The sequence below is a fragment of the Candidatus Eremiobacteraceae bacterium genome, assembly GCA_035314825.1.
Taxonomy (GTDB): domain Bacteria; phylum Vulcanimicrobiota; class Vulcanimicrobiia; order Eremiobacterales; family Eremiobacteraceae; genus JAFAHD01.
In genome coordinates this window covers 15,750-31,883 of record DATFYX010000007.1, presented here as the reverse complement: position 1 = coordinate 31,883, position 16,134 = coordinate 15,750, and the positions used below count along the sequence as shown (strand labels likewise).

The window sequence follows — 16,134 nt, the reverse complement described above, 5'->3', positions numbered from 1 at the left end:
CTAGGACCTGCCCTTCAACTCGGGATCCCAACGCATGCGCGAGGCCGCGGCGTCGTACGTGCTCGACAAGAACTGCATGATCATATCGTGCGGCGACGGCGAGCGGCGCACATCCTCATAGCGCAGCGCCCACTCTCCGAGCTCTTTGCTCCAAAACGCAGCCGTCGGCGCGATCGAAGCGGACTCCAATCCCTCGGGCTTCGGATACGCGTACGCGAAAAACGCCGGTTCGGGGAACCTCGCGTCGCCGGGCCAGAACCCGGCGTTGATCAGTTCGGCGTCCATCGACTCGCGATAGATGAAATTCGCGTTGGGCGGCGGCGCGGCCGGCCGGCCTGAAAACCGCTCGTAGCCGAGATCGAATGAACCCCACCACAGCTGCACGGGCGAGTGGCGGCCGCGAAACGGCGCCCGATGCGCTTTGAAGGCGGTGTCGATGCCGACAAGGGCGCGCCAGAAGCGCTCGACGGCGGCGCGGTCATACGACGCGTGCTTGTCATCCTGTGAGAAGGGGATGGGATCCGGCACCTCTTGCGGCAGCTCGGAGATCTTCACCTCGACGCCGCAGTCGCGCAGCCCGGCCATCACCGCCGCATAGAACGACGCCACGCTGCGCTGCCCCAGATCGATGAAACTGGTGGCGCCGTCGCTGCACGCGATGACGAACCTATGGTCCACGAAGTCAAAGGCGAGTTCGAACGCGCGCCCGCCGTACGGTATCGGACCGGTGGTGAGCCCCCGCCCGGCGACGTACAGCGTGACGTGGTTGAACTCCGGTTCGGGCGGCGCGAGCTTGGTCCGGATCTTGCCAGGCACCTGCGAGTACAGGTGCAAGGTGTCGAGGGTGTCGCGCCACGACTCGAGCGGAATCGCGGGCCACTGGTCTGACTGCGCGCTCATGATGGCGGTCCTTTCCGTTTATCGTACCGCTGGTTACGTCGTCGTCTTCGCGGATGCCCGCCATGCGGCGAGCAACTGGGCCTCGCGCTCCCGCGTGAGACCGGCCCTCAGGGGGCGGTCAAGGCCAAGGCCCCTGCTCCATTCCAGCGTCGCCGCGACGGTGTCTGCGAGCGGGCGGCAGCGCAGTCCCGCTTCGACCGCCCGCGCGGAACTCGCCTTTACGATGCTGTCCTCGCCTTGCGGGATCCATAACGGCAGCTCGGTCCACGGCGTCACGCCGTTTGCGAGCAAGAACGCCTCGCTCACCCAGAGCGGAACCCCGGTGCTGGCCGCCGCCGCACAGGCGGCAAGCATGTCTCCCATGGTGATGGCGCCGTACCGTCCGCTGGCGTTGAAAATCCCTGCCACGCCCCCGTCCAGCGCCGCCACGATCCAGTCCGCCAGATCGCGCACGTCGATGAACGAGACGAACGCCTCGCTCGGCGCCGGCGCGAGTATCTCGCCGCCCAATGCGAACCGGTTGGGCCAATAGGTGAAGCGGTCGGTCGGATCGAGCGGACCCACGATCAGGCCCGGTCGCACGATCAGCGCGCGATCGCCGAAACCGGCGCTGACCCGCGCCTCGCACAGCGCCTTGAGGCCGCCGTAGGTCTGTGGCGTCACGGTCTCGACCGACTGATCTTCAAGGGCGATGAGCGGTTCGCTCTCGTCGAACGATCCGCCAAAACTCTCCGGATAGACGCTGATCGTCGACACGAAAACGTACCGGCCGGCACGCTCGCGCAGCGCGTCCACCGATGCCTTCACGACGCGCGGCACGAAACCGCAGGTATCGATGACGGCGTCCCAGCGCCTCTGACCCAGCTTGCCCAGCTCGCCATCCCGATCGCCGGCGATCCACTCGACGTCCGCAGGCGCACGACCGCTCTTGCCGCGATTGAACAACGTCACCTGGTGGCCGCGTGCACGCGCGGACTCTACCAGGTGCGGCCCGAGGAACTTCGTGCCTCCCAAGACGAGCAGTTCCATGACGTCGGCGCGTTAGTCGAACGCGGCGAAGCCGCGCACGTAGTCCAGCATGAGCACGCGAAATGCCCAGGCGTTCGAACCGAGCTTGCCCTGCAGCGTCTCCCCTTCGAACACGTCGTCGTTCGGACGCGTGGTGAACGAGACGCTGCCGAGCAGGATGCTGAGCACCTTCACCTCAGTCACTTCGATGCGATCGACGCCCGGAGATATGTTCTGCACGGGCCAGTCCGGATGTGCGGCATGCCACTTCGCAAGCCTGTCATGGGTGATGAAACTGGTGGCGGCGATCGTGCCCGTCCTTTCCACGACCGTCGCGGCGGTGTCCAAGGACATCTCGATCAGCTCGCCCTCGACCACGACCGGAAGCGTCGGGTAGATGCCGTTTCGGAAATGGAGCTTCACCGGATTGATCGCATCCGACGTGATGTCGTGCCTATCCACATTCCAGACGATGTGCTCGTTGCGGTAATCGATCGTCCACACACGCCCTGCGAACCACGTCGCGCCGAGCTGCACATCGACGCCGGCCAGCACCGGGTCCTTGGGGTCTGGGTCGATCACGGGAAGCGTACCGTCGCCGCCGACCGGAGGCAGCTGTTCGGCGAATGCGGGCAGCGCGGCGCGCCCTGACGCGGCTACCTGTAATCCGAGCCGCTTGGCTGCCGCGCGCGTGATGAACCCGGTACCATCGGTGTCGAGCCAGGCGAGCACGCGCGATCCGTCAGGCGCGGTCAGGCGCAAGAACGGACGCCCGCCCTTGAAGAGAGCGGGCAGCTCGACGTCGGGCGGCGGCGGCGTTCCGGCGCGGACCAGCGACGGGGCCAGCGCCGCGATCGCCAGCGCGCTGATGAACGGCCCTCTGCGCACCGACCTAACGCTTCAGCGCGGCGTTCAACGTGATGTTCACGCTGGCCAGCGCCACGGAGACCGGGCAGTTCTTCTTCGCCTCTTCTGCGATCGTCCGAAACTCGGCTTCGTCGATGCCCGGCACGACGGCAGTGGTGGTCAGCTCGATCGTCGTGATGCGAAAGCCTTCTGGCCGCTGCTCGAGCGTGAGCTTCGCGTTCGTCTCGATGCTCGTCGGCGGATGGCCCGCGCGCGTCAGACCTCCCGCAGTCGCCATGCTGAAGCAGCCGGCGTGGGCGGCTGCGATCAGCTCCTCCGGATTCGTCCCCTTCCCGTCGCCGAAGCGCGAATCAAAGGAGTACGGCCCATCGAACGCGCCGCTGCCGAACCGCATGTGGCCGTTGCCGCTGCGAAGATCTCCGTTCCACTGAGCTTGAGCCGTGCGTGTCGGCATGTGTGTTCCTTTCTGCTCTGCCGTTGTGCAGAGCCGCTACGTGACGCGAACGCGGAAGATTCGTCCGACGAGATATGTCGCGGTCGCCGCCACCGCGACGACGAGCACTTGGCGGGCCGCCGACCAGACGACGCCCTTGCCGGTCTGCTGCCCGAGGTACCCGCCGATCGCCGCCGCGGCGACCGTCGAGAGCGATATCGAGATCAACACCGCTGTCGTTCCCGACCAAAAAAACCACGGCAGGAGCGGGATGAGCGCTCCTGCTGCAAAGGTGAGCAGCGACGATATGGCGGCGCCGACCGGCGCTCCTAACTCCTTCGGGTTGAAGCCCAGTCCGATCCGCGCGTACGTGTCCAACGCTTGTTCGGGATGTTGGGCCACGGTCTCGGCGGCATGACGCGCATCATCGGGGTGCACGCCCGCCCGCTGGAAGACGGCGGCAAGACGCGCGGTCATCGCGTTCGGATCGGTCCGCTGCTCGGCCCGCGCATCGGAGAGCACCCGCTCGAGCAGCTCTTTTTGCGCCTGCATCGAGATGTACTCGCCGACCGCCATCGAGCCCGCGCCCGCGACAAGGCTCGCCAACCCCGCGAGACGCACGAAAGAAGCATCCGCGTTCGCACCTGCGACGCCGAGGATCAAGGAGATGTTTGTGACGAGGCCGTCGCTGATGCCCAAGACGCCGGCGCGCGCTGTTCCGCTTTGCGCATCGTCCAACCGCCGCTGGATCGCGCTGTCAGATGTCTTCACTATGGCCCCGACGCCTTGGCCATTCGGACAGGCCGTCCTGCCTTGCCGCAAAGGTGCGCCGCGAGGCGACACAAAACGCGATGTGGTGAAATATTTCGTCACCGGAGCGACCGGATTCATCGGCGGACACGTCGCGCGTCAACTCGTCCTATCCGGCCACACGGTCGTCGCCCTCGCGCGCGATCCATCGCGCGCAGGCGATCTCGCGCGCCTGGGTGTGGCCGTGCACGCCGGCGATATCACCGACGCCGCGAGCCTGCGCGCACCGATGGCCGGCGTCGACGGCGTCTTTCACATCGCGGGCTGGTACAAGATCGGCGCGCGCGATACGTCGCCAGGCCAAGCGATCAACGTCGACGGCACTCGCAACGTCCTGACGATGATGAAGGAACTGGGCGTTCCCAAAGGCGTGTACACCAGCACGCTTGCGGTCAACGGCGACACGCACGGCAATTTGGTCGACGAGTCTTACCGCACGCCGGGCGGTCCATGGCTGACCGAGTACGACCGCACCAAGTGGGTCGCCCATCACGAAGTGGCCGAGCCGATGATACGCCAGGGCCTGCCGCTTGTGATCGTCATGCCGGGTGCGGTGTACGGACCCGGCGACACGAGCGCAGTGGCTGAGCTCTTCGCGCAATACCTCAAAGGGCGGCTGCCGCTGCTCCCGCGCGGCGCGGCTCTGTGCTGGGGCTACGTGGACGACATCGCGCGGGCGCACATCAGAGCGATGGAGGCGGCAGCCCCCGGCGAGACCTACATCATCGCCGGCCCGCCGCACACGCTCATCGACGCGCTGGCGCTCGCCGAGCAGTTCACGGGCATCAAAGCACCTCGCTTCCACCCAGGACCTGCCACGATGCGCGCGCTGGCGGCGTTCATGGATGCCGTCGGCACGGTCTTCCCTCTGCCACCGACGTACACCGGCGAAGCTTTGCGAGCCGGGGCAGCGACGTACATCGGCGACAACAGCAAGGCGAAGCGAGCGCTCGGATACGATCCGCGACCGCTGGCGGCAGGGCTGCGCCTCACGCTTCCCTTCGACGTGCAAAGGGAACCGCCGCCGAGTTGACACGAGCAGTCCAAAAACGCATGACCCTTGCCGCGGTGCGCCGCCGCATCGTCGCGTGCCGCCGCTGCCCGGAGCTACGCTCGTATTGCGCCGCCATCGCGCGCGAGCGCAAGCGCGAGTTCGCAGGCGATCGCTATTGGGGCAAGCCCGTTCCCAGCATCGGCCGCGCCGACGCGCGCGTGCTCATCGTCGGTCTGGCGCCTGCGGCGCACGGCGGCAACCGGACAGGACGCATGTTCACGGGCGACGGCTCCGCCGCGTGGCTTGCGCCCGCGCTCTACGCGACAGGCTTTGCGACCCAACCGACGTCGACCCATCGCGACGACGGTTTCGAGCTCATCGACGCGTTCATGACCGCCGCCTTACGCTGCGCGCCGCCCAAGAACAAACCCACGCCGCGCCAGATCGATCGCTGCGCGACGCACATGCGAGCCGAGCTAGACCTGCTTCGCGATCTGCAAGTCGTCGTCGGGCTCGGCAAGATCGGGTTCGACATCGGCTACGACCGCTTGCGCGAACGCGGCTACGTGGCGGAAGACAAGAGGCGGCCTCGTTTCTCTCACGGCACCGAATACGTTTTGCGGGCCCCCGGCCGGCGCGACGTCGCGCTGCTCGGAAGCTACCACCCCAGCCGTCAGAACACCAACACCGGCAAACTCACGCTGCCGATGCTGCGCCGCGTCTTCGCACGCGCACGCTCGCTCATCGAGCGGCGGCCGGGCTAGCCCGCGCGGCCTCCATGCGCGAAGGACGATATCGCGCGGGCGATGCCCTCGAGACGGCGCCGCATCGCTGCTTGCGTCCAGCCGCTGTCGTGCGGCGTCATGATGACGTTGCCGAGCTGATCGAACGGATACGCGGAGGGGCTGGCGTGCTTCGATCCAGGCTGCGGATATTGGTACCACACGTCGATCGCCGCGCCGGCGATGCGCCGGTCTCGCAGCGCCTCGTACAGATCGCGTTCGACGACGATGGGCCCGCGCGCCACGTTGACGAGCACCGCAGTCGGCTTCATGCTCTGCAGCCGCCGGGCGTCGATCATGCCGCGGGTGACATCCGACAACTCGCAGCAGACCGCCAGCGCATCGCAGCCCGCGACCAGCTCATCCACGCTTGCGGGGTCCGATAGCGGTCCGGGCTCGCACGACGCGCGGTCAGCCCCTTGGGCGCGCTGCGGGTGCATCGTCAACGCCTTGCACGTCATGCCGAACGCGACGGCCCGCTTGGCGATCTCGTGCCCGATGCGCCCGTAGCCCAGCAAGCCGAGCGTCGACCCGAACAGCTCGTCGACGAACGCGCCGTCGCCCGTATAGCTGTAGAGCCACTCGCCGCCGCGCAGCGCGCGGTCGGCCTCGAGGATGTGGTGCCGCAGCGCCACCAGCGCGCCGATCACGTATTCGGCGATCGGCTCTTCGGTGCCGCCGCCGCTGATCAGCGAGACGCCGGCAGGCAGTGCGGCGCGATCGATGTTCTCGGTCCCCGCCCATGGACACACCAGCAGCTTGAGCGCGGGGCACAGCGCCGCCAACTGCGCGTCGAATCTCCCCGTGACGACCACTTCGGCGCCGCTCAGCACGTCGCGCGACGCCGTCGGATCCGCCGGGTCGACGGCGACGACGTCGAAGCGCGCGCCGCCCGGCGATGCCGGCGTCTGCAGCGCGGCCGCGAGACGCCCCGCCCAATGCGGAACGAGCACCGCGATATTCATCAGCGCCTGCGCATCACGACGACCATCTGCCAGGCCTCATCGCGCATGCTCAACGGCACGTCGGGCGTCAGGTCGCCGTGCCATCCGACGATATCGAATCGCCCGCTCGCGGCGGCCGCCAAACGCAGACCGCTGCGCATCCAGATGCGGTACTGCAGCCGGTCGACGATGCGGACCGGACGGCGGCCGTCGCGATAGCGCGCGTCGATCTCGATGCTGGGCTCGAACGTCTCCGCGATGGGATCGACATTGGTATGCGCGAAGCGCGTCGCGATCGTGACATCCGGAAAACGCTGCGTCCAGCGGCTGAGGCTGCGCGAGCGGATGCCTGCGAAGAAATCAGCCGGATGCGTCAGCTCCGCGATGAACACTCCCCCGCGCCGCAGCGCCGCAGCGGTCGAGCGCAGCGTCGCGATCGCGTCGGCATCAGTCGTGTTGTGGCAGAACGAATCGAACAGGCAATACGCCATGTCCACGCGCTTCGGCAGAGAGAACGTGCGCATGTCGGCGCGGATCAAGCGCACGTCGACGCGGTCGCGCCGGCTCAGGCTGCGCGCATACGCGAGCATCTCGCGGTTGTGGTCGACGCCGTACGCGCGCAGGCCGCGCTGCGCCAGCTCGCGCAGATGGTGCGCCGGCCCGCAGCACAGCTCGAGCGCGGACGACGGCGCTCGCGCGCCATAGCGCGAGGCCAGCGCCAGCAGCCCGTCGGTCTGCTCGACGAAATCTCGAAAGCCGAATGCTAGATCGTAGAGCCGGGGATGCTCGAACAGCGTGCGCTTACGGGCAGACGAGGACACGCGCTTCGCCCTCGAGCCGTTCGCACAGCTCTTCTGCCGGATAGGTGATGATCTCCGACAGCGTCGGATGCAAGTGCGGCATCTCCAGCACGTCGCGCACGTTGGCCTTGAAGTACAGCAAGGCTATCGCCTCGTGGATGAGATCGGCAGCTTCAGCGCCGACGATGGTGACGCCCAAGATGACGCCATCCTTTCCGGCCATCACCTTGATGAAGCCCTGGGTCAGGTTCGCGCTGATCGCTTTGCCGAGGTCGTCGAACGGGAAGGCCGACGACGAATAGCTGATGCCCAGCTCGCTCAGTTGCCGCTCGGTCTTGCCAGCGATCGCCACCTGCGGGTCGGTGAACACCGCGCGTGCGTGCTGCAGGTCGTACTGCGACCGTCTCTTGTCCTTGTCGAACGCGTTGTGCGCGGCCAATTGGCCTTCGTAGACGGCCACGTGCACGAGCTCGTAGCTGCCGGTGACATCGCCCGCCGCGCAGATATCCGGGTTGGTGGTCTCGAGATACTCGTTGACCTTCACGCCCCGCGCATCGGACCTGACGCCCGCTCGCTCCAAACCCAGGCCGTCGACGTTGGGCCTGCGCCCCAGCGCGAGGAAGATCTCGTCGGCTTCGAAGGCCATCTCGTGGGGACCGCGCTGCGCGATGACGCGCTTGCGCCCACCATCGGCTTCGACGCGCTTGACGACCGTCGCCGTGTGCAGTTGGATGCCGTCGTCCTCGAGCGCACTTCCGAGGGCCTCGCCGACGTCGGGATCTTCTGAAGACAGGATCGTCGGGCTGCGCTGCACCATCGTCACGTCGCAGTCCATGCGGCGCAGGTACTGCGAGAGCTCGCACGCGGTCGGTCCGCCGCCCAACGTGATGAAACTGCGCGGCGGCTTCTCCAGCTCGAGCACGTCGTCGCTTGTCACGTAGCCGGCTTCGCGCAGACCGGGGATATCCGGCAGGTTGACGACCGAGCCCGTGCTCAGCACGAACTTGGACGCCCTGATGGTGTCCGGGCCGATGGCCAGCTCGTGCGGACCTGTGAACGTCGGCTGGCCGCGGAACAGCGGGAACTCTTTGATGCCGCCGACCCGGTAGTCGGCGAAACCCTCGATGATGCGCCGTTTGCGGGCGATCACGGCGGCGACGTCGGGCGCGACCCCGCTCACCGTGACGCCGACGTCTCCCGCGGTGCGCGCGAGATGCGCGACCTCGGCCGAACGCAAGACGGTCTTGGACGGCATGCAGCCGCGCAGAATGCACAAGCCGCCGAGCGGGCCATCGCCATCCACCAGCGACACGCGCTTGCCCATGCGGCGCGCCGTCGTCGCCGCTGCGAAGCCCGCGCTGCCCGCGCCGATGACGCATAGATCGAACTCGTGAGTGCTCATGGGCGCCCACTTACCCGCGGCCGCACAGCGCGCCTTTCGAAAAGGCATCCGCCGCGCCCGCGCGCAAACGCCGTTCATGAGACTGGTACGATTCGCCATCGACGGCCGCATCAAGAGCGGCACTATCGAAGATGATAGCGCCGTCGCCGGCGGCGAGCGCTGGCCGCTGGCGCGCGTCAAGCTGCTCGCGCCGTGCGTCCCGTCCAAGATCATCGGGGTCGGCCGCAACTACGCCGATCACGCGGCCGAGCTCGGCAACGCGCTGCCGAAAGAACCGCTGCTGTTCCTCAAAGCTCCGTCCGCGCTCAACGATCCGGACGGCGACATCGTGTATCCATCCCAGAGCCGGCGTGTCGACTACGAAGGCGAGCTCGCCGTGGTCATCGGCAAGCGCTGCCATGGCGTGCCCAAGTCGCAGGCGTTCGACGTCGTCGCCGGCTACACGGTCTGCAACGATGTCACCGCGCGCGATCTGCAGGAGAGCGACGGCCAGTGGGCGCGCGCGAAAGGATTCGACACGTTCGCGCCGCTTGGTCCGTGGATCGTCACGGGGCTCGACCCGGCCGCGCTGCGCGTGCGCACGTCGCTCAATGGAACGCTCAGACAGGATTGCCCGACGAGCAAACTGATCTTCGACGTCCCGACGCTCATCGAGTACATCAGCGCCGCGTTCACGCTCGAACCGGGCGACGTCATCGCGACCGGCACGCCGTCAGGCATCGGACCGATGCAGCGCGGCGATCAGGTGAGCGTGGAGATCGCGGGCATCGGCACCCTGACCAACCGGGTCGTGTGAACGCTACTTCGGCGAAGAAAGGGCTGCGGGGGTCGCCGACGCCGCAGGAGTCGGAGTCGCGGCCGGGTGCGGCGTCGCGTGGACGGGCGCGGTCGCGCCCGCCGGAATATCGGGTGACGCGGTGGGCGAACCCGAAGCCGGCGCCGATGAACTTGTCGCCATCGTACCGCCGGCTGGCGGACCGGGCGTCGGCGCGGGCGGCGGCGTCGCCGAGATAGCGACGGCGGCAGGCTGTACGAAGACGTCTTCCAACACCCCGACGTGGAACACCGCGTTCTTTGGTATCGTCATGTCGGGGCCTTTGCGGAAGGCGTCGATCAGGAAGAAGTATGGCAACATCATGTTCGCGACGTCGTCGGCGGCGGGCGCATACCCGTTCTTGGTGTTTGAATCGAGGACGATGCTGGCCTTGGTGATGGCGACGTCGACTCTGCCGCCATCCGTCAGCGCGATCGGGTAGAAGGTGAGGACCATGTAGCCGGGCTGGTTGCCGCCGTGTGCGGGAATCACTTTGGACAATCTGCCGAATCCGATCGTGCCGGCGGGGATCACCACTCGCTTGCCGACGAGGATATCGTCGGAGACGACCCACGAGAAGGGGTCGCCGGCGTGGCTGTACTGCGACGACATCTGGTTCAAGATGCGGACGCGGACGAACGTCCCTTGCGGCAGCAGCATGTCCTTGGTCTGCGCATCGACCGGAGCCGGCGCGTGCGGTATTGCCGCGGCGGCGATCGGCGCGAGGGTCAAGATGGCGGCGAGGAGGATGATGCGAGTCTTCATGCGGCGTGGAATTCCTAGGGAAGCTGCAACCCCGTCACGGTTACTACGACGGACCGGCTCGTCACGCCTCCGCTAGACGTGAGCCTGGTCATAGCTGTGGGCGCGCCGGCAGGAGATGATATTTCAGCCATGTCAGCACACATCTCAACCAGCCATGTCGAGCACCGCGTCGCCGATGACAACGGGGCAGCCGCCCTGTTCTATTTCTTGGCGGCCGGCTTCGCGCTGTTGTTCGCCCTGATTCTTTGGTACTTCCCAACCCACGTCTAGCGCCTGCCCGTCAAGGATAGCGGCGGCCCAGCCGGCTGCCGTGCTCTCGGTTGGATCGATGCCGGGCAGATCGACGTACGAGAGACCTTCGCGGCGCTCGCGATACCACGTCGCGAGGATCGAGATCTGATCGATCTCCTCTTGGCGCATGAACGAATGAGGCGCCGTCGTCGGTTTGTAGCGTTCGCGCAGCAGCTGCGCGAGCGCCGCACGGGCCGCGTCGCGCTGCGGTAGGCGTCGCGGCAGGCCGCAGCGGCCGGCCAGGCGCCCGCCGCAGAACAGATAGCACTGCTCCAGCGCCGGATCGGTCGATGGGGCCAGGACGAGCACGTTAAGACCGGCAGCGAATTCGAGACTGGCGTGGCTCGCGCGCAAGCGGCGCAGGCGCTCAAGGCGCTGCTCTTCGCGCGCGGCGACGTCATGCCGGCCCCGGGCCGCCGCCTCGTCGCGCCGGCGCGCCGTGCACAGCAGCACGTCGTCCGCGGTACCTTCCAAGAACGCGATCGCCTCGTCCACCAGCGCCTCGGCCCGTCCGGGCGGCAGCGCCAGTCCGTCGTCCGACGGAGCGTCGACGCCGCGCAAGCCGAGCGCGTCTTGCAGCGCAGCCACCGCGGCGCGCGCGGCCGCCATGCTCCGATACGGGCCGTAGTACTGCGCCCCGTCGGCCGCCAGCCGGGTGGTCGTCAGCACGCGGCCGTGATGCCCCCGCTCGAGTTTGATGAACGCGAACTCCTTGAAGTTGCGCAGCAAGGCGTTGAACGGCGGGTTGTGCTGGCGCACCAGTTGCGCTTCGAGCAGCAACGCCTCGAATTCCGAGCCCGTGACCAGATAGTCGAAAGACGCCACGACGCCGCGCAGCGCTTGCAGCTTGGCGCCCGCGGGCGCGCCGGCCGTGGCGTACGCGCGCAGGCGCTGGCGCAGATTGCGCGACTTGCCGACGTAGACGACGCTGTCGCCCGCATCCTTGAGCAGGTAAACGCCGGGTTTGGAAGGCACGTGCGCCAGCTCGTCGAGCAGGATCGAGGTCCAAACCGGCAGTTGCGCGGCCGGAGGATAGCTGCGCGCGGAGGACGGGCGCCGGCGGGGCTGGGCGCGCGTGCGCAAGTACTCGAGCAGCGAGCCGTATGTGAAAACGCCGTGATCTTCGAGCTTGCGGATGCAGTGGACGAGCAGTTGCGCGGTCGCCGTCGCATCTGCGAGCGCGCGATGATGGCGCTCGACGTCGATCCCCAACTCGCGCGTCAGGGTGCCGAGCCGGTAGTTGGCGACCTCGGCGATCGTGCGCCGCGCGAGCACGAGCGTGTCGACGGTCGGATTGGCAAGGCCCGGATAGCCGTGCGCGCGCAGCTCGTGCTCGATGAAACCCGCGTCGAAGCGCACGTTGTGGCCGACGACGATCGCGTCCCCGATGAAATCGACGACGTCGGGCAGCAGCCGGCCGATGAGCGGAGCTCCCGCGACCATCTCATCGGTGATGCCGGTGAGCGCGGTGATGAAACGCGGAATCGGCTGGCGTGGATTGACGAACGAGCGCCAGCGTTTGGCGAGCCGGCCCTCGACGACGTGGACCATCGCGATCTCGGTGACCGCATGCTTGCCCGCGACGCTGCCGGTGGTCTCGATATCGATCACGGCAAATGGGCACGACCAGAGGTCAAGCTTCTCGAACGCGACAGCGCCCGCGACGTCCAGCATGCGAACGTAGGTTCGTCGAACATGTGTACGATGTCCTGGGATTTGCGCCTATGGAGGGGTCGAATTCATTCGACGGCCAGGAGCGGACCGGACCTCGCGACGCCCGAACCCGCGCGGATGCTGCAACGCCTGTACTGGGTCCACGGCTCGGGCTACACGCAGGATAGCTTCCGCGCGCAAGTCGAGGCGTTCCCAGGCTCGGTCGCGCTGTCGCTGCCCGGGCACCCGGACGGCGAGCCGCTCGCGAGCGTCGGCGACATGGCCGATTGGCTGGGACGTTCGATCCGCGGCGCGGGCGCAGGCAAAGCAGTCGTGGGGGGCAACTCGCTGGGCGGAGCGATCGCCATGGAGTGGGCGCTGCGCTATCCGGACCACGCGGCCGGCCTCATCCTGATCGGCACCGGCGCCCGCCTACGTGTCGGCCAGGCCATCTTCGATATGCTCGACCGCCAATGGCCTGCATGCATTCCGGCGCTCGTGGATTACGCGCTGTCGGCGAACGCGCCAGCCGAATTGCGTCAGCGGGTGCAGCAGTGGCACGAGACGGTAGGTCAAAGGGCGACGCGTACCGACTACGCGGCGTGCAACGAGTTTGACATCATGCCGCGGCTACCAGGAGTCGCCGCGCCGACGTTGATCGTCGTCGGCGGCGAAGACGGGCTGACACCGCCGAAATACTCGCGCTACTTGCACGAGCACCTCGGCAGCAGTCAACTTCTCGAGGTACCCGGCGCCGGCCACCTGGCGATGGCGCAACGCCCCGATCTCGTGAATCCCGCGATCGAGGCGTTCCTGAGGACGACGAACTAGTATCGCGTAGTCTTAGTGGATCGCCAGTCCCCACGGATTGGACAAGCCCGTGCCGGCTCCCACGATCGTCGCCGTCGGAGCCGTTGCGCCGCTCGCGGTCGGCGGGAAGACAAAGATCGTGTTCGTGTTGTTGTCGTTGACGTAGAGGTTCCCGCGGTTGTCGATCGCGGTACCGTAGATGTTCACGAACGCGGGGCCGGAGCTGGTGATGGTCCGGGCCGGCGCCACATTCCCGTCGGCTCCGAGCGGGAACACGCTCACCTTCTGGGTGCCGTAGTCGGCGACGTATAGGTTATTGAGCGCGTCGGTGGACATCCCGTAGGGATTCAGGAGGCCCGTCGCCGCACCGGAGATGTTATGAAGCGGCACCGGGTTACCGCTCGCCGTCGCGGCGGGATAGACCGCGATGTGGGCGCTGCTCTCCCCGCCGACATACAGATTGCCTGCGTTATCGAGACAGAGATAGCTGATATCGGTCATGCCCGCCGCGGCGACGGAGATCGTCCGCAACGGAACGGCCGCGCCGGTCGCGCCCGGCCCGTAGACCTTCACGTTGACGGCGCCTCGATCGGCGACGAACAGATCGCCTGCTGCGTCGACCGCAAGACCCAGCGGAGAGCTCACGCTCGTGATCGTGCGCACCGGGGCGACGTTACCGGTGGAACCAGGGCTGAAGACGTTGATGATGGGGTGGCCGAACTCGGCCTCATAAATGAAGCCCGCACTGTCGACGGCGATGCCAAGCGGGCTCGCGACGGTCGTCAGCGCGCCGGTGATGGTCGTTGTCGGAGTCGCATTGCCGCTGGCAAGGGTGGAAAACGTCTCGATGCTCTTCGTGGGGCCGTCATTGCCCACGTAGATCGTCTGCGCCGCCGGCATGTTGATCGTCGTCGACGACGACGAGCTGCAGGCGGCGAGGCCGACGAGTACACCGAAACATAGGGCGATCCGTGCAAGTCTCATCACAGCTCCCGTCAGAAGAGGCGTTCGATAAGCCGCCCTTCGGCGCCACGCGGGACACTCCTCCGCTGGCGCGCCTAACGCGCGAGGCGCTGCGCGCGCGCGGCGTCGAGCGGTGTGAGCGGTGGGCGCAGGTTGCGCCAGCGCGCGTCGCCGGTGCGGACAGCCGTGACTTCTTTGAGCGCCGCGATCATCGGAAACTCCTCGAAGATCGCGCGCGCGGCGGCGACCTCTTCTTGGCGCGCGTCCGCGTCCTCCCGGACTGCGTTGCGATACAGCTCGCTGATCATCGCAGGATGTGCATTGGCGGTGGCGGTGACGCAGCCGCTCGCCCCGGCGCGCAGCGCCGGCAGCAGATATCGCTCGCTGCCGACCAGCACATCCATCCGCTCCCCGAAGCGCGCGCATAAGGTCGCGATGCCGTTCCAATCGCCCGAGCTATCTTTGATCCCGGCGACGACCTGTGGATATGTCTCGAGCAATGCTTCGATCACCGTCGGCACGAGCGAAACGCCGGTAAGTTGCGGGATCTGGTAGAGGTACAGGCGCAGGCGCTCCTCGCCGGCCGCCTCGATAACGCGCGAAAACGAAGCGACGACGCCATTCTCCTCGATGTTCTTATAGTAGAATGGCGGCAGCATCAGCACGCGCACGACCCCGCATGCCAGCGCGTGCTTGGTCAGCGCCACGGTGTCGCCGACCGCGCAGCAGCCCGTGCCGACGATCAACGTGTCCGGCGCGATGCCGCGCTCGAGCACGCCTTCCAGGATCGCCTGGCGCTCTGCCGTCGTGAACGAGTTCGCCTCGCCGGTGGTGCCGAGCAGCACGATGCTCTCGCAGCCTTCGTCCAACAACCAGCGGCAGTGGGCGATCAGCAGATCGATGCAGACGCTGCCGTCCGCGCCGAGCGGCGTGAGGCTCGCGCAGTTGATGCCGCGCGTGAGGTGCTCGCTCATCCCCGCCACATCGAGCGCAGCATGAACATGACATTGGCCGGCCGCTCCGCGAGCCTGCGCATGAAATACGGATACCACTGCGAACCGAACGGCACCGCGATTCGCAAGCCGTACCCGCGCCGCACGAGATCCGCCTGCAGCCGTGGGCGCACGCCGTAGAGCATCTGGAACTCGAAGCGGTCGTGCGCGATCGCCTCGCGCCGGATGAACTCGATCGCGTGCGCGATGATGGCGTCGTCGTGGGTCGCGATCGCCGTGAACCGGCCTTCGCGCAAGCACAGCTCGAGTAGGCGCACGTAATTGCGGTCGACGTCGAGCTTGCGCGGAAATGCGATCGATGCAGGCTCCAGATACGCGCCCTTGACGATTCGCAGGCTCGGCTGAAGCGGCAGCAGCGCGCGCAGGTCGGCCTCCGAACGGTACAGGTACGCCTGCAGCACCGCGCCGACGTTGTCGATCCCTCGCGCCCGCAGTTCCCGATAGATGGCAAGCGTCGCATCGGTATGCTCGGACTGCTCCATGTCGATGCGCACGAAGCTGCCATGCTCGGCGGCCTTGGCGAGGACGGAGTCGAGATTGCCGGCCGCTAGGTCGGCAGCGATCGGCAGCCCGAGATGCGTCAGCTTAAGGGCGACGTTGGCGTCGGCACGGTCGGCGGCGAACCGGTCGATCAGCGCGCGGTAGGCGTTCGCCACGCCGGCCGCGTCCTCGCCGCTGCGCACGTCTTCTCCCAGCAGCCCGGCGGCGACGCGCATGCCGGCCCGATTGGTCTCCCGCACGGCATCCATGAACTCATCGACGGTCTCACCCGCGACGAAGCGGTAGGCGCCGAAGCGCCGGCCATGGCGCATGATGAGATGCTGCAGCCCGCGGTTGTCCGCCGCGCGCAGCAGCGCCGCGCGCATCATCGCAGCGGCTCCGCGA

17 protein-coding genes are annotated in these 16,134 nt (G+C 67.3%); 4 read left to right on the top strand and 13 right to left on the bottom strand.

The features are described from left to right. Genes VKF82_02215 through VKF82_02195 form a run of 5 tightly spaced genes read right to left on the bottom strand, consistent with a single transcriptional unit; the run spans position 1 to position 3,979 of the window. Positions 1-900: a DUF5996 family protein gene (locus tag VKF82_02215; protein ID HME80868.1), complete on the bottom strand. Its 900-nt coding sequence runs from the start codon at positions 898-900 to the stop codon at positions 1-3. A gap of 33 nt (positions 901-933) precedes the next feature. After that, on the bottom strand, positions 934-1,929 hold the full coding sequence (locus VKF82_02210; GenBank protein HME80867.1) for an NAD-dependent epimerase/dehydratase family protein: 996 nt from the start codon (positions 1,927-1,929) through the stop codon (positions 934-936). A 12-nt stretch (positions 1,930-1,941) separates the two neighbouring features. Then, a complete protein-coding gene (locus VKF82_02205) occupies positions 1,942-2,796 on the bottom strand; it encodes a hypothetical protein (GenBank protein HME80866.1) in 855 nt (284 codons plus the stop codon). 4 nt (positions 2,797-2,800) lie between these two features. Next, complete coding sequence (locus VKF82_02200; protein HME80865.1) at positions 2,801-3,229, bottom strand: OsmC family protein; 429 nt, start codon at positions 3,227-3,229, stop codon at positions 2,801-2,803. Between the two features lie 36 nt (positions 3,230-3,265). After that, a complete protein-coding gene (locus VKF82_02195; GenBank protein ID HME80864.1) occupies positions 3,266-3,979 on the bottom strand; it encodes a VIT1/CCC1 transporter family protein in 714 nt (237 codons plus the stop codon). Positions 3,980-4,064: 85 nt separating this feature from the next. Here VKF82_02195 and VKF82_02190 point away from each other — a divergent pair, with 85 nt between their 5' ends. Together VKF82_02190 and VKF82_02185 are read left to right on the top strand one after the other, a co-directional pair. Then, positions 4,065-5,051 (top strand): NAD-dependent epimerase/dehydratase family protein, encoded by a 987-nt coding sequence (locus tag VKF82_02190; protein ID HME80863.1) that lies wholly within the window; start codon positions 4,065-4,067, stop codon positions 5,049-5,051. Positions 5,052-5,071: 20 nt separating this feature from the next. Further along, positions 5,072-5,776 carry a uracil-DNA glycosylase gene (locus VKF82_02185; GenBank protein ID HME80862.1) on the top strand — a complete coding sequence of 235 codons (705 nt, stop codon included), beginning with the start codon at positions 5,072-5,074 and terminating at the stop codon, positions 5,774-5,776. Here the strand turns inward: VKF82_02185 and VKF82_02180 are convergent. The 3 genes from VKF82_02180 to VKF82_02170 are packed head-to-tail and all read right to left on the bottom strand — an operon-like array spanning position 5,773 to position 8,940. Continuing rightward, positions 5,773-6,759 carry a 2-hydroxyacid dehydrogenase gene (locus VKF82_02180; GenBank protein HME80861.1) on the bottom strand — a complete coding sequence of 329 codons (987 nt, stop codon included), beginning with the start codon at positions 6,757-6,759 and terminating at the stop codon, positions 5,773-5,775. The genes VKF82_02185 and VKF82_02180 overlap by 4 nt on opposite strands. Beyond that, complete coding sequence (locus tag VKF82_02175) at positions 6,759-7,559, bottom strand: class I SAM-dependent methyltransferase (protein ID HME80860.1); 801 nt, start codon at positions 7,557-7,559, stop codon at positions 6,759-6,761. The genes VKF82_02180 and VKF82_02175 overlap by 1 nt, the downstream gene beginning before the upstream one ends. Continuing rightward, a complete protein-coding gene (locus tag VKF82_02170) occupies positions 7,540-8,940 on the bottom strand; it encodes an FAD-dependent oxidoreductase (GenBank protein ID HME80859.1) in 1,401 nt (466 codons plus the stop codon). The genes VKF82_02175 and VKF82_02170 overlap by 20 nt, the downstream gene beginning before the upstream one ends. Before the next feature lie 76 nt (positions 8,941-9,016). On the opposite strand from VKF82_02170, the gene VKF82_02165 reads away from it, so the two are divergent. Then, on the top strand, positions 9,017-9,736 hold the full coding sequence (locus VKF82_02165) for a fumarylacetoacetate hydrolase family protein (GenBank protein HME80858.1): 720 nt from the start codon (positions 9,017-9,019) through the stop codon (positions 9,734-9,736). 3 nt (positions 9,737-9,739) lie between these two features. Here the strand turns inward: VKF82_02165 and VKF82_02160 are convergent, their stop codons facing one another. After that, positions 9,740-10,519 (bottom strand): hypothetical protein, encoded by a 780-nt coding sequence (locus VKF82_02160; protein HME80857.1) that lies wholly within the window; start codon positions 10,517-10,519, stop codon positions 9,740-9,742. Positions 10,520-10,663: 144 nt separating this feature from the next. Further along, positions 10,664-12,484, bottom strand: coding sequence for an exonuclease domain-containing protein (locus VKF82_02155; GenBank protein ID HME80856.1), 1,821 nt, complete (start codon positions 12,482-12,484; stop codon positions 10,664-10,666). A gap of 117 nt (positions 12,485-12,601) precedes the next feature. Between VKF82_02155 and VKF82_02150 the strand changes: the two genes are divergently transcribed. Further along, positions 12,602-13,294, top strand: coding sequence for an alpha/beta hydrolase (locus VKF82_02150; protein ID HME80855.1), 693 nt, complete (start codon positions 12,602-12,604; stop codon positions 13,292-13,294). A gap of 12 nt (positions 13,295-13,306) precedes the next feature. Here VKF82_02150 and VKF82_02145 read toward each other — a convergent pair whose 3' ends face one another. The 3 genes from VKF82_02145 to VKF82_02135 all read right to left on the bottom strand — a co-directional run bounded on the left by VKF82_02145 (position 13,307) and on the right by VKF82_02135 (position 16,118). Continuing rightward, positions 13,307-14,257, bottom strand: coding sequence for an NHL repeat-containing protein (locus tag VKF82_02145; protein ID HME80854.1), 951 nt, complete (start codon positions 14,255-14,257; stop codon positions 13,307-13,309). A gap of 74 nt (positions 14,258-14,331) precedes the next feature. Next, positions 14,332-15,210 (bottom strand): dihydrodipicolinate synthase family protein, encoded by an 879-nt coding sequence (locus VKF82_02140; protein ID HME80853.1) that lies wholly within the window; start codon positions 15,208-15,210, stop codon positions 14,332-14,334. Further along, positions 15,207-16,118: a proline dehydrogenase family protein gene (locus tag VKF82_02135; GenBank protein ID HME80852.1), complete on the bottom strand. Its 912-nt coding sequence runs from the start codon at positions 16,116-16,118 to the stop codon at positions 15,207-15,209. Before VKF82_02135 ends, VKF82_02140 begins: the two co-directional genes overlap by 4 nt. Between the last annotated feature and the right edge of the window lie 16 nt (positions 16,119-16,134).

Excerpts from the sequence above, each read along its gene's own strand:
- VKF82_02215 (HME80868.1), bottom strand. The coding sequence starts at position 900 with ATGAGCGCGCAGTCAGACCAGTGGCCCGCGATTCCGCTCGAGTCGTGG.
- VKF82_02210 (HME80867.1), bottom strand. The coding sequence starts at position 1,929 with ATGGAACTGCTCGTCTTGGGAGGCACGAAGTTCCTCGGGCCGCACCTG.
- VKF82_02200 (HME80865.1), bottom strand. The coding sequence starts at position 3,229 with ATGCCGACACGCACGGCTCAAGCTCAGTGGAACGGAGATCTTCGCAGC.
- VKF82_02185 (HME80862.1), top strand. The coding sequence starts at position 5,072 with ATGACCCTTGCCGCGGTGCGCCGCCGCATCGTCGCGTGCCGCCGCTGC.
- VKF82_02180 (HME80861.1), bottom strand. The coding sequence starts at position 6,759 with ATGAATATCGCGGTGCTCGTTCCGCATTGGGCGGGGCGTCTCGCGGCC.
- VKF82_02170 (HME80859.1), bottom strand. The coding sequence starts at position 8,940 with ATGAGCACTCACGAGTTCGATCTATGCGTCATCGGCGCGGGCAGCGCG.
- VKF82_02165 (HME80858.1), top strand. The coding sequence starts at position 9,017 with ATGAGACTGGTACGATTCGCCATCGACGGCCGCATCAAGAGCGGCACT.
- VKF82_02160 (HME80857.1), bottom strand. The coding sequence starts at position 10,519 with ATGAAGACTCGCATCATCCTCCTCGCCGCCATCTTGACCCTCGCGCCG.
- VKF82_02155 (HME80856.1), bottom strand. The coding sequence starts at position 12,484 with ATGCTGGACGTCGCGGGCGCTGTCGCGTTCGAGAAGCTTGACCTCTGG.
- VKF82_02150 (HME80855.1), top strand. The coding sequence starts at position 12,602 with ATGCTGCAACGCCTGTACTGGGTCCACGGCTCGGGCTACACGCAGGAT.
- VKF82_02145 (HME80854.1), bottom strand. The coding sequence starts at position 14,257 with ATGAGACTTGCACGGATCGCCCTATGTTTCGGTGTACTCGTCGGCCTC.
- VKF82_02140 (HME80853.1), bottom strand. The coding sequence starts at position 15,210 with ATGAGCGAGCACCTCACGCGCGGCATCAACTGCGCGAGCCTCACGCCG.
- VKF82_02135 (HME80852.1), bottom strand. The coding sequence starts at position 16,118 with ATGATGCGCGCGGCGCTGCTGCGCGCGGCGGACAACCGCGGGCTGCAG.